At 48.5% G+C, this 13,159-nt stretch carries 9 protein-coding genes; all 9 read right to left on the reverse strand.

Going from position 1 to position 13,159, the window contains the following annotated elements; all coding sequences use genetic code 11:
* Positions 1 to 906, reverse strand: coding sequence for a UDP-N-acetylmuramate dehydrogenase (murB, locus tag BLS14_RS18900; RefSeq protein WP_063566984.1), 906 nt, complete (start codon positions 904 to 906; stop codon positions 1 to 3).
* Between the two features lie 148 nt (positions 907 to 1,054).
* Positions 1,055 to 2,164, reverse strand: a complete 1,110-nt coding sequence (gene murG, locus BLS14_RS18905; protein WP_063566985.1) for an undecaprenyldiphospho-muramoylpentapeptide beta-N-acetylglucosaminyltransferase — start codon at positions 2,162 to 2,164, stop codon at positions 1,055 to 1,057.
* Between the two features lie 7 nt (positions 2,165 to 2,171).
* A complete protein-coding gene (gene spoVE / locus BLS14_RS18910) occupies positions 2,172 to 3,269 on the reverse strand; it encodes a stage V sporulation protein E (protein ID WP_090953437.1) in 1,098 nt (365 codons plus the stop codon).
* Positions 3,270 to 3,317: 48 nt separating this feature from the next.
* Positions 3,318 to 4,739: a UDP-N-acetylmuramoyl-L-alanine--D-glutamate ligase gene (murD, locus tag BLS14_RS18915; RefSeq protein WP_072734483.1), complete on the reverse strand. Its 1,422-nt coding sequence runs from the start codon at positions 4,737 to 4,739 to the stop codon at positions 3,318 to 3,320.
* Between the two features lie 3 nt (positions 4,740 to 4,742).
* Entirely contained in the window at positions 4,743 to 5,711 is a 969-nt protein-coding gene (gene mraY / locus BLS14_RS18920) for a phospho-N-acetylmuramoyl-pentapeptide-transferase (protein ID WP_064636441.1), read from the reverse strand.
* A 12-nt stretch (positions 5,712 to 5,723) separates the two neighbouring features.
* Positions 5,724 to 7,136, reverse strand: coding sequence for a UDP-N-acetylmuramoyl-tripeptide--D-alanyl-D-alanine ligase (gene murF / locus BLS14_RS18925; RefSeq protein ID WP_090953852.1), 1,413 nt, complete (start codon positions 7,134 to 7,136; stop codon positions 5,724 to 5,726).
* On the reverse strand, positions 7,136 to 8,623 hold the full coding sequence (locus tag BLS14_RS18930) for a UDP-N-acetylmuramoyl-L-alanyl-D-glutamate--2,6-diaminopimelate ligase (protein WP_090953439.1): 1,488 nt from the start codon (positions 8,621 to 8,623) through the stop codon (positions 7,136 to 7,138). The genes murF and BLS14_RS18930 overlap by 1 nt, the downstream gene beginning before the upstream one ends.
* 130 nt (positions 8,624 to 8,753) lie before the next feature.
* Positions 8,754 to 10,718, reverse strand: a complete 1,965-nt coding sequence (locus BLS14_RS18935; protein ID WP_090953441.1) for a stage V sporulation protein D — start codon at positions 10,716 to 10,718, stop codon at positions 8,754 to 8,756.
* Positions 10,719 to 10,811: 93 nt separating this feature from the next.
* Positions 10,812 to 13,142 carry a penicillin-binding transpeptidase domain-containing protein gene (locus BLS14_RS18940; protein ID WP_090809942.1) on the reverse strand — a complete coding sequence of 777 codons (2,331 nt, stop codon included), beginning with the start codon at positions 13,140 to 13,142 and terminating at the stop codon, positions 10,812 to 10,814.
* Positions 13,143 to 13,159 lie beyond the last annotated feature (17 nt).

The following is a 13,159-nucleotide window of genomic DNA, read 5'->3' on the forward strand; positions in this document are numbered from 1 at the left end:
TTACCGTTCACCCACTACGAAGACTTCCGGTACCAGGTTAATACCGTTTTGAGATGATATAGTGTTCTGAATCTGCTGCATTAGGGTGATAACGTCCTCTGCTGTTGCTTGGCCTGTATTGACAATGAAATTGGCATGCATGGTGGATACCTGTGCGCCTCCTTGAGTCATACCCTTTAGCCCCGCTGCTTCAATCAGGCGGGCGGCATGATCACCAGGTGGATTCCGGAACACGCTGCCAGCACACGCCATCTGCAGTGGCTGTGTACGGCGTCTACGGTCTTTATAAGCGGCCATCGATTCCGAAATGACTTTGCGTTCTCCCTGCTGGAGTGCAAATGTAGCCTCCAGCACGATACCTCTCCGGTCATGAAGAACAGAGTGGCGATAGGCAAATTCCATGTCCTCCTTGCTGTAACGTACCAATTCCCCTGTCTCCAGTACAATCTCAGCGGATTGAAATATCCGTGACACATCCGATCCATGGGCACCAGCATTCATATATACGGCTCCGCCGACCGTTCCGGGGATGCCGCTACCAAATTCCAAACCGGTCCACTCTTTCTTTGCAGCAACAACACTGAGTTTAACAAAGGAATGTGCCGCTCCGGCAGTTACCCCGCCCTCGTGAAATTCGGCATAATCAAAGCCTTCTCCCGGTTTCACGACAACTCCGCGTATTCCCTTGTCAGACACCAACATGTTTGAACCCCGTCCAAGCTGCATCCATGGGATCTGATGCTTGTGCAGCAATTGAATGAGATTGATCATCTGCTCCTTGTTTTCCGGTATGACCAGCGCATCTGCAGGACCGCCGATCTTCCATGTGGTGTATTTGGCTAGCGGCTCGTTTTCAAGAACTTTGCCGACATTGTTCTGGGATAGTAACGATATCCACTGCTGCATATTAACATCCTCCTTTACTTCAAAACCGATGAGCACGGCAGTTTTCGTTGCTGCAAGCCGTGTTGCGGCGCCATGGAACGATTGTCACGATTTATAGGGTATCTTATGTCAGTCCCGCCGTGTGTGTGACAATCGCCCAAAACGCACTTTAACGCCCTGCAGCAAGACGCCGAATCTCGCTCACAAGCACCTCGGCTGCATCAGGTTTCCCCAGTTCCCTGGAGGCTTCCGCCATCCTTTTGCGCGCCGCTTCGTCATTCATAATTCCAGCAATCGCTTTATATAGCGCCTGGCCTGTCAGATCCTTCTCCAGCATCGTAAGCGATGCACCACCGCCCTCAAGTGTACGAGCATTCGCCTCCTGATGATTATTCGTCACGTTAGGTGACGGAATCAGAATGGATGGAATACCCAGAGATGTAATCTCGGCAAGGAATGATGCCCCAGCACGATTTACAATCAGCGACGTGCATGCAAGAACCTCAGGCATGTTGTGTACGTAGGGCAGCACATGCAGATGATTTGGCATCGTTCCAAGGGAACTGCGAATCGCTTCACGCGTTTCATCAAAATAAGAATCACCAGTCACGTAGACCACGTGCACATCTTCAAGCTTGGCCAGCATCGGTGCCATATCCACCATGGCTTTATTGATTGCTTTCGCACCACGGCTACCACCAACCACAAGAACAACTCGGCTGTCCATCGGTACACCCAGTGTCGCAAAACCACGATCACGGCTAGCTTGAGCTACCGTTGTAGCCCTTGGATTGCCGGTATACACAACCCTTTTGGCTCCAGAGAATGCTTTCTCCGAACCCTCAAAACTAACAGCTACCGTGTCCACATACCGGGTAAGGAACTTGTTAGTTAACCCGGGAATGGCATTCTGTTCATGAATGACACTTGGAATACCAAGTTTGGCTGCTGCATATACGACAGGCCCACACACATAGCCCCCCGTACCGATGACAACATCGGGTTTGAATTCCTTGAGCATTTTCTTGGCTTTGCGAACACCTTGCAGAAATCTCATCACAGTCTTCACGTTGTCAAAGGACAATTTCCGGCGAAAACCTGTAATGTCAATCGATTGAAACGGAATATTCTCTTGTGGCACCAGTTTACTTTCCAGTCCACGGGTACCACCGATATATAAAAATGTCGAGTCGGGATTCTCCGCCTCACATTGCCTTGCTATAGCAACGGCCGGATAGATATGCCCACCGGTACCGCCGCCGCTTAGAACGACTCGCATCGTACATTCACCTCGCATAACGGGATAAGTTCAATAATATGCCTAGCGCTGTCAACATCAAGGTCAGAGATGAACCGCCATAGCTGATGAGCGGGAGCGTAATCCCCGTAACCGGCATAAGCCCGATCACGACACCAATGTTGATAATGACCTGCACAGCCACCATACCCACAATGCCTACACCCAGAAGGCTGCCAAAAGCATCCGGTACCGTCATCGCTACGCGCATCCCTCTCCACACCAGGACCAGAAACAGCAATAATACAATCATTCCACCAATGAAGCCTAGCTCTTCTGCCAAAATGGAAAAAATAAAATCCGTTTGTGGCTCGGGTACGTAGCTGTATTTTTGTCGACTCATACCCAGCCCCAAGCCCGCAAGTCCTCCAGGGCCGATCGCATATAAAGATTGAATAATCTGATATCCGGCACCAAGTGGATCAGACCACGGGTCCAAAAAAGCCGTTATTCGCTGCAATCTGTAGGGAGCTGCCGCAATCAGTCCGGCAAACCCTGCTATACCGCCGAGGGCAAGCAGTGATAGATGTTTCATCCGTGCTCCTGCTGTGAAAATAATCAGCATCGATGCACCCATCATCACGGTGCCTGTCCCCAAATCGGGCTGAAGCATAATAATACCAAAGGCCAAACCAATCAAGCCGAGCGGTGGCAGAAGCCCCGTCGTGAACGTTTTGATTTTGCCAGGTTCCTTGCTTAACCAGTGAGCGAGAAACAGGATCATACCCAGTTTCATGAATTCTGAAGGTTGTATGCCGAACGAGCCAATGCCCAACCAGCTTCGTGCCCCTCCCCGAACCACTCCGATGCCAGGAATCAGCACCGCAATCAGCATTATAAAACAGGCAACCAGTATAGGCTTTGCATACTTTCTCCAGACCCGGTAGTCCACATTTGCCGTAACAAACATGGCAGCAAGTCCAAGTCCGGCGAACAGCAGCTGTCTTTTGACAAAGTAAAATGAATCACCGTAGTCATGAAAAGCAAGCACCGAGCCCGCACTGTATACCATAATAATGCCGATGGCAAGCAATGCCAGAATACAAATTAGGAGCCAGAAATCCGGCGCCGGTCGCGTCTGTTTCATCAGGAGGCCACCCCTTGCATGGAAGTAGGGGCTTTTCCACCCCCCTACTTACAAGTTATGCGCCGCCTCTTTAAAAATGCGTCCCCGCTCTTCATAGGAAGGAAACATGTCCCAGCTTGCACACGCCGGTGATAACAAGACCACATCACCTGGAGCTGCAAACTGTGAAGCTTCCTGCACGGCAGCGGTTAACGTCCGAGCAGCGTCCTCCTCATTATCGACGACCTTAATTTGCTTTAATCCCGCCAGTTCCGCGACCTTGGCAATTTTCTCTCGTGTCTCTCCAAGAGCAACCACAGCTTTCACGCGCTCCTGGAATAATGGCAGCAATTCCATCATGTCTGAACCACGATCCAGTCCTCCGGCAATGAGCACGACCGGTTCCTTGAAGGAGTTCAGCGCCATTACGGTTGCTTTGGAGTTGGTCGCTTTGGAATTGTTGTAATAGCCCGCTCCATTATGTTCAAGTACATATTCAAGACGGTGTTCAACCCCCTTGAAGTCAGCCAGAGGCGCAGCAAGCACAGATGGATCGGCTCCAGCGGATACAGCAATAGCTACTGCTGCCAAGGCATTTCCCACATTAAATCGTCCTGGTATTCCGATGTCTTCCACATCAATAATGACATGATGGTTGCCCTCACCGTCTGCATAGATTACCTGGCGCTTCACATCATCCTCTTCCCCATCCACGTATGGAGGATCGGCATATACCCCTGCTTCAAGCTTCTCTGTCAGCGAGAATGGGAGCAGTCTTGCTTTAATATAAGGAACCAGTCCGCGACATACCGGGTCATCCCAGTTCAGGATAGCTACATCCTCCGGTTGCTGGTTGGAGAACAATTTGGCTTTGGAAGCCACATAATCATCCATGTCCCCATGGTAATCCAAATGAGTCTCCGCCACGTTTAGCAAACTTGCAATGCGTGGACGGAAATCGGATGTGCCTTTCAGTTGGAAACTGCTAAGCTCCACCACCATCCAGTTATCCGCAGAAGCCTGCTCTGCCGCCTCACACAATGGCGTTCCAATATTACCGGCAACGATTGGTTTCAAACCGGCAAGCTCCAACATGTTGCCTACCCACGTTGTTGTGGTTGTTTTCCCGTTAGAGCCCGTGATCCCGATCATAGGCGCAGCGCATAGATGGTAAGCTACCTCCACCTCAGTCACCACTTCTATGCCTAAGGCAAGTGCCTGTTGCACAGGAGGTGCCTGATAAGGAATGCCCGGATTTTTGACTACAAGCTTCACATCACTATGAATCAGATCGTCCGGATGTCCCCCGCATACAACAGAAATTCCCAAAGCCTCCAATTCGGATGCTTCGGGACACTGTTCTCTCTCTTTTTTATCATTAACTGTAACGATTGCGCCGGCACGATCCAGTACTTTGGCGACCTGCACGCCGCTTTTGGCCAGTCCAAGCACGACCACTTGTTGTCCACGATATGATTCAGGATGATTCATTGTTTACAACCCCTTGTTGAGATAAAGTCCGAGAGCGGCCAAAACGGCACCTACCGCCCAAAAAGTAATGACAACTCGCCATTCCGACCAGCCACTCAGTTCAAAGTGATGATGAATCGGGCTCATTTTGAATACGCGTTTGCCACGAGTTTTGAAAGATACTACTTGAATGATAACGGACAGGATTTCGATGACGAAAATACCGCCAATGATGACAAAAAGAAGTTCTGTCTTCGTCACAATGGCGACGGCACCAATCGCACCACCAATTCCGAGTGAGCCTGTATCTCCCATAAACACTTTGGCCGGGTGTGCGTTGTATACCAGGAATCCAAGTACCGCACCAATCATCGCCGCCGCACATACCGCTGCTGGCATGGATGTTGCCTGCATCGCCACAATGGCAAATGCCCCAAATGCGATGGCGCTCACGCCGGACAGCAAGCCGTCCAGACCATCGGTAAAGTTAACTGCATTCGTGATGGCAAGCATCATGAATACCACAAACGGATAGTAGAACCATCCCGTCCAGTCGAAGGAGACTGATGTACCTGGAATCGATATGGCTGTGCTGTGTCCATTCTGGATAAGCAAATAGCACATCACTGCACTGAAAAACAACTGACCAATCATCTTTTGTCTAGCCGTCAGCCCCAGTGAACGTTTGAATACAATCTTGATGTAGTCATCCAGGAAACCAATCAGACCGAAGCCGAGTGTAGCCACCAGCAGGACGTAAAAGTCCGTATTTTTGACCGCTGAAAATTTCAAAAAGGCCAATGTGAACGCGAGTAAAATAACTACTCCGCCCATTGTAGGTGTTCCGCTTTTTTTCAGATGGCTCTGTGGCCCATCTTCCCGAACCTGCTGTCCGAACTTCATTCGACGCAGCAATGGAATCAAGAGCGGTGCAGCAATCACCGCCAAAATAAATGAAACACCGATTGTTAACAGTAATACCTGAAAATCCATGGGTTCACCCCTCTAGTCTACTCTATTCTGTAATGGAGCTATTTTTAGCGCTTCGACCACATCCTCAAGCTTCATGCCTCGGGAGGCCTTAAACAAGACAACATCTCTGGATTGGAGATTCTCCAGTAGATATCGGGTCAATTCTTCCTTGCTCTCAAAAGTGTGTACGGCTTCTGCTGGCATGTTTTGTCTTGCTCCTTCTGCGATACTCGCAGATAAAGGGCCATAAGCCAGCACCATATTCATTTTGTCGGGTGTAATATATTCACCGATTCCCCGATGGAGCTCATGCTCCTGAGGCCCCAGTTCCAGCATATCACCGAGCACGGCAACTTTGATCCGATACCCCTTAAGGCCCTCCAGCACATCCACAGCGGCTTTCATGGAGGTTGGACTAGCGTTGTAAGCATCATTGAGCATGGTCAAACCACTGACCCCGTTAATAATCTCGATGCGCATGCCGGTTAATTTCAAACGTGACAGTCCTGCTACAATCTGTTCAGCAGCCACTCCAAAATGACGGGCAACCGCTAATGCAGCAAGACAGTTGACCACATTATGTGTCCCCAATAATGGCAGTGTAAGAGCATCCTCTCCAGACTGCTTGGTTGTAAACGCAACCCCACTCTGTGCATTCATAATTCCAGTAGGATAATCATCGTTATCCGTCTGCAAGCCAAATGTATACCGTTGAAGTCCTTCAGGCAGCTTAGTCGCTGGCTCCGCCAGAACCTGCTCAATCAACGGTTCGTCGCCGTTGTATATCAGCAATCCACCTGGTTTCATGCCAGCAGCAATTTCAACTTTTGCCCGAGCAATCTCCAATCGAGATCCCAGTTGAAGTAGATGGGATTCACCAATATTCGTGATGATTGCGACATCCGGCTGGGCAATTAAAGATAATTCTTCAATCTCTCCTCGGCCGCTCATGCCCATCTCCAGAATTACGATCTCAGTGTCTGGTTCCATGCTAAGTACGGTAAGCGGCAAACCAATATGATTATTGAAATTGCCTTGGGTCTTATGCACTTTGAACGTGGTAGACAGAATGGCATCCACAATGTCCTTTGTTGTTGTTTTACCATTGCTGCCTGTAATGCCTACAACGGAGGCCTTGTTTTCTTTTAAATAGGAGGACGCAAGCTCCTGCAATGCAACCAGGGTATCCTCCACAATAATCACAGCACCTTGAGGTGCAGCTCCATGATCCTTTTGCCATAAAGCTCCGGCAGCGCCCTTCTCTACACAGGTTTGCACAAATTCATGTCCGTCAAACCTTTCGCCAACAAGCGGGATAAAGAGACTGCCTTGAATGGGCTTACGCGAATCTGTAAATACACCTTCAACACCAACATCACCATAAGCAGCAATGTCAGTTAGTGTTCCTCCACACATCTCGGCCAATTGTGCCAATGTTCTTTTTATCAATTGGATTTGCCCCTTATCGCTTCTTTCGCTATGATCCGATCGTCAAAGTCCGTCTTGGTTGTGCCGATGATTTGATAGGTCTCATGCCCCTTGCCCGCAATCAATACTACATCGGCAGGGCTTGCCATTTCAATAGCTTCATGAATCGCCTGGCGCCGATCCACAATCATCGTATAACAGTCAGGTTGAATGGCATCTTCAATCAAGCCCTGTTCAATATCCTTGAGAATCAGATCGGGATCTTCTGTCCGTGGATTGTCGGAAGTAACAAATACGATATCGCTATACTTCGCAGCAATTTTGCCCATTAGAGGCCGCTTCGTGCGATCTCGGTCACCACCACATCCAAATACGCAGATCACACGGCCTTCAGCAAATTCCTTCACCGTCCGCAATACGTTCTCCAGGCCATCTGGGGTATGAGCATAGTCAACAATGACTGCAAAAGACTGTCCTTCGTCAACAGCCTCAACACGTCCATCTACGCCGGGTACCGTTTCCAAACTACGTTTGATCTCCTCCAGCGGAATGTCTTCAACCAGAGCAGCAGCGATGGCAGCCATTGCGTTATACACATTGAATTTGCCTACCATGCGTAAACGAATATCAGTGCTGCCTCTGAATGTGTCTACATGGAAAGAAGTCCCCTGCGAGGTAATTGAAATCTGGGATGCGCGTACATCCGCATTTTCCTCCATGCCGTATGTAATGACTTCAGCTGCCGTTACAGATATAAAGTAAGCTGCAGCGGGATCATCTGCGTTGATTACTGCAAATTTGCGCTTGGAAGCATCCTCGGTATATCCGTTACCCAACCGTGCAAAGAACAGTCCTTTCGCTCCACGATATTCTTCCATGGAATGATGGTAATCCAGATGATCCTGCGTCAAATTGGTAAATACAGCCGTACGGAATTCCGTCCCCTTCACCCGACCTTGCTCCAAAGCGTGGGATGAAACTTCCATAACACAACAGTCCGTGCCTGCTTGAACCATATCATTCAGACTGCGCTGTAGATCAAGTGCTTCCGGTGTAGTACCTGACATCGGGTATGTGCGCCCGTCATAGCGCATTTGAATGGTCCCGATTAATCCTGTTTTTTGACCAAAGTCACTCATGATTTTTTCAATTAAATAGGTAGTCGTTGTTTTTCCGTTGGTTCCCGTTACACCAATCATATTCATCTTACGGCTTGGTGAGTCAAAAAAGGAATCTGCCAGTACAGCCATGGCGAAACGGCTGTCTTTTACCAGCAACTGCGGAACAGGCAGATCCAGCTCTCGTTCCACAACCAGAGCGACAGCTCCAGCGTTTACAGCCTTCTCAGCATAGTTATGTCCGTCAACCGTATGTCCTGGAAGACAGATAAACAGATCTCCCGGTTGTACCTGGCGAGAATCTGTCTGTAGGTTTTGACATTCTGTATTTGGCTCGCCAATGACACGGGCGGTTGTTAGCATTGATGAAAGTTGTTTTAAAAGCACATGAATAACCTCACTTTTTCCAAGTTTACTTCAATTTCAACAGTTCTCTGTAATCATTAATATCGTAAACACAGCCAATTAATGAAACGCAACTCAGTGCATTTTGTTGCGGTGGGGATCAAGAGCCCCATCAGGGCTCTTGTCCTTCCTCCTTGGTATGATCATGAATATCATTCAGAACATCACCCATATAGATGCGTATAGTAGAACCCTGATCAACCCGTGCTCCTGGTTTTGGAGCCTGGTTAATGACATATTTCCCACTGCCGGATTTGGCCAGCATAAAGTTCATATTCAGATCCTCATACAGGTCTTCGACCGTAGCTCCTGTCAGATCGGGAACCGTCACGATTTTGGTTTCTCCATACTTGTATACTTTGGCTACCTGATCCTTTCGAACCGGAACATTCATATAATGCAGCGCATCCTCCAGAATGTTCTGTACGATCGGTGCGGCAACCACGCCGCCGAACTGAATCCCTTTCGGGTTATCCACCGCAGTATACACAACAATCTGCGGATCATCCGCTGGAGCAAAACCGATAAAGGATACAATATGCTCGGTAGAGGAGTAACGTCCATTGATTACCTTCTGGGCCGTACCCGTTTTTCCGCCAACCCGGTATCCATCAATAAACGCCGGACGTCCCGTACCCTTGGCGACGACACTCTCAAGTGCTTCACGTACTTGCTTGGACGTATCTTCCGAGATGACTTGACGAACCAGTTCCGGCTTGGCCTCTTCCATCACTTCACCCGTTTCGGGATGAACCCAAGCCTTTGTAACATATGGCTTGTATAGTTTACCACCATTAATAGCTGCTGACACAGCCGCTACTTGCTGAATCGGCGTAACGGATACCCCCTGACCAAAAGCAGTGGTCGCAAGCTCCACAGGACCGACCCGTGACAGTTTGAACAGAATCCCGCTGGCCTCACCACTCAGATCTATGCCTGTTTTGGTGCCAAAACCGAAGTCTTTAATATAGGAGAATAATGATTCTTTGCCCAGCCTCTGACCCAGTGCAACAAATCCAGGGTTGCAGGAGTTCTCCACGACTTGGAGGAAGGTCTGACTTCCATGGCCGCCCTTTTTCCAGCAACGCAGGCGAGCGCCTCCAACTTCAACAAATCCGGGATCATAGAACTGATCCTGCGTCAGATTTACTTTTTTCTCTTCAAGTGCTGCTGCGAGCGTAATAATTTTAAACGTTGAACCCGGTTCGTACGTCATCCAGATCGGTAAATTCCGGTTGTATACATCGGCCGGATATTGCTGATAATCGGCTGGTTCGTATCCGGGTCTACTGGCCATGCCAAGGATTTCACCCGTCTTAGGGTTCATGGCAATAGCAAGCGCCGAGTTGGCCTGGAACTTGACCATAGCCTGATCCAGCTCGCGTTCCATGATGGACTGAATCGATTTATCAATAGTCAGCTTCAGGTTCAGACCATCCTTTGGTTCCACATACTTCTCAGATGAGCCCGGCATTAGCCTTCCGGCCGCATCGGACAAGTAGGACACACTGCCATTCAAACCGTTCAGCTTATCATCATACTTTTTCTCTACACCCGTTAAGCCCTGATTATCAATACCCGTAAAACCAAGAATATGAGCCGCCAGATCATCATAAGGATAAAAGCGTTTATTATCCTCAGCAACAACGATACCCGGAAGCTTCAAATCACGGATGTGCTGAGCTTTCTCCATCGTAATTTTGCGGCCACCGGGTTGTAGTCGTACAATTAGTTCTCTTTTCTTGATGGTTGCCAGCACTTTCTCTTCGGTCATCCCCAGCAAAGGAGCCAGTGCTCTTGCTGTTGTCTCCGCTTCCTTGACCTGGGCAGGAATCGCCATAATGGTTGGTGTGGTTATATTGTAGGCGAGAGAGGTTCCATTTCGATCCAGGATCTCTCCCCGTTTGGCTGAATAAGGAATATTCCGCCGCCAAGACTCTTCCGCTTTCGCAGAGAGTTCCGGTCCTTTCCCTAACTGTACATAAGCAAGCCTGATTACCAAGGCTGAGAATAACAGAACTAAAATCACTAAACTCCATAACAACCTACGCCGCAGATTTACGCTTGACCCCTTCACGAAAAGATCCCCCCACTCGTCCCAAAATCATGATTGTGTTCAATTCATGAATATTCAGGACAACCGGGGGTTAGAACAAGCTGTCTGTGATCTCTATGGAAGGGAAGCCCCGTCCGAAGTGTTACCAGACGATTTTGTCTCATTTGAAGGTGGATTTGTAGTATCCGTTTTGCCCGTTTCTTCGGTGTTCCCCGTTCCATCAGCTGCTCCCTGATTGTTAGTCTCGTCCCCTAATGCTGGATCAGAAGACTCAGGAGCTTCATCTGCTATACCGGTAACTGCCGCTTTGGCCGTCTGCAGCACAAGCTCAACCGTTCTCTGTTCGCCTGCCACCTGCTCCGTTTGCTTCACCACATATCCTTCACCTTTAACGGTTACGCCCACTTTCATGAGGGAGAGCACTTCAAGTGCATCTCGTAGAGATTCGCCAGTCAGATCAGGGATCTTCATTTTGCTGCTCTCTTCGGTCAAAAGGTAGATTCGTTGGCCAGGATTCATGGCTGCACCCGCCACAGGATACTGGCGAATGACATTTTCACCCTGACCAAGCGTCTCATAGGCAATTCCTGCGTTCAAAAGTTGGCTTCTAGCCTGTTTGGCTGTCTTACCTGACAGATCAGGAGCTTTAGCTTGAACGACCGGCGTTGTTTTTGACTTTTTGTCAGTGGTCTTTACTGTATCTTTGGGAACTCCCATGTATTGAAGGGTCTGGCTCACAATCTTCTTGAATACCGGAGCAGCTGCAGTACCGCCGCCAATATTGGCACCGTCAGGCTGGTCAATCACAATTAACATCGCGATTTTGGGATTATTTACAGGTGCAAATCCGATAAACGAAACGACGTCTTTGGATTTACTGTATGTCCCATTCACAACTTTTCTTGCCGTACCCGTTTTACCAGCCACACGGTATCCTTCGATATAAGCATTGCGCCCTGTACCAATCGTTTGGTCGGCTACAACCTGTTCCAGATACCCACTCACCAGTTTGGAAGATTCCTTGGAAATGACCTGACGAACGACCTTCGGCTTGATTACTTCTGATGTACCGTCATTCGGGTTAATAATTTCCTTTACCAGATGCGGTTCCATAAGTTTGCCGCCGTTGGCAATGGCCGAAATGGCTGCTACCTGCTGGATTGGCGTTACCTGTACGAGACCATGACCATATGCTGCTGTGGCAATTTCCGATTTATAAACCAGCGGCTTGATTGGTGAAGCCGATTCACTCGGCAGATCAATGCCCGTCTTTTTACCAAAACCGAATTGGTCTATGTAATGACGCAAACGTTCACCGCCAAGCATGTTATAGCCCAGATTAACGAACGCAATGTTACTTGAACGTTTGACACCTTCCAAGTAGGAAATCCGGCCATAGGCGTGACCGTTATCACTGATTGGGTAGCCACCGATATAGACTCGCTTGGATTCAAACGTAGCATTCGGATCAAACAGCTTCTCTTCAACCGCACCCGCCAGAGTAACAATTTTAAAAGTAGACCCTGGTTCATAGATGGATTGTATCGCATGATTGATAAAATTCTTCTGATCCGGCGTTTCCGCATACGTATTAGGATTAAAGGTCGGCCAATTGGCCATTCCTAAGATTTCCATCGTGTTAGGATCTGCTGCAATGACAGTCATGCTCAGTGGATTGTACTGGGCTACCGCTTCTTTCATTGCATCTTCGATGTAGTACTGAATTGTATCATCAATCGTCAGTTTCAAGTTACTTCCATTCTGCGGTGGAAGGTAGTTGTCCTGGGAATCAGGCAGCTTGTACCCTTTGGCATCCTTCTGATAGTTCAGATAACCATCTGTACCTGTAAGCTGTTCATCATACGAGACCTCAAGTCCGTTAACAGCCTTGCCATCACGGCTCATATAACCCAGCAAATGAGAGGCGAGCGTTTCTTCCGGATAAAATCGCTTCGACTCCTGTGTCATGACAATCGCGTTTTTAGCCTTGTAGTCATCCTGAAGTTTTTCGCGAAATTCGTCTACTTTAGCAGCGAGTTCAGGGCTAATTTTATACCCTTCACTGCGCACTTCACGTTGTTGAAAGAATGTCCCATCTTTCTTTTTGGCTGTTACAAGTGCGCGCATTTCACTCTCGCTTTTACCCAATAAACTAGATAATTTGTTAATAACCACATCTTCAATCCCAAGTTTATTAATCATCTCCGGGTTTACAGATACCGTGTAAGCAGGTGCATCTGTGGCCAGGATGTTACCATTGCGGTCTGTGATTGTCCCGCGACTGGCCTTGATGGTTTGTTCACGTTCGACCAAACCAGCTGCTCGCTCCTGCCAAATACCGCCATTAACAACCTGAATAAAGAATATGCGGGTTATTAATACAAGAAAAAAGAGGGTAATACATCCCCCTATAAGCAGCGTGCGCATCTTTATTCTTTTTACCATCGGTACACCTCTTTTGC

The organism is Paenibacillus sp. OK060, assembly GCF_900101205.1.
Lineage (GTDB): Bacteria > Bacillota > Bacilli > Paenibacillales > Paenibacillaceae > Paenibacillus > Paenibacillus marchantiae.

Bases quoted from the DNA above. Each gene is read 5' to 3' on its own strand.
- murB (WP_063566984.1), bottom strand. From the start codon at position 906: ATGCAGCAGTGGATATCGTTACTATCCCAGAACAATGTCGGCAAAGTT.
- murG (WP_063566985.1), bottom strand. From the start codon at position 2,164: ATGCGAGTCGTTCTAAGCGGCGGCGGTACCGGTGGGCATATCTATCCG.
- spoVE (WP_090953437.1), bottom strand. From the start codon at position 3,269: ATGAAACAGACGCGACCGGCGCCGGATTTCTGGCTCCTAATTTGTATT.
- murD (WP_072734483.1), bottom strand. From the start codon at position 4,739: ATGAATCATCCTGAATCATATCGTGGACAACAAGTGGTCGTGCTTGGA.
- mraY (WP_064636441.1), bottom strand. From the start codon at position 5,711: ATGGATTTTCAGGTATTACTGTTAACAATCGGTGTTTCATTTATTTTG.
- BLS14_RS18940 (WP_090809942.1), bottom strand. From the start codon at position 13,142: ATGGTAAAAAGAATAAAGATGCGCACGCTGCTTATAGGGGGATGTATT.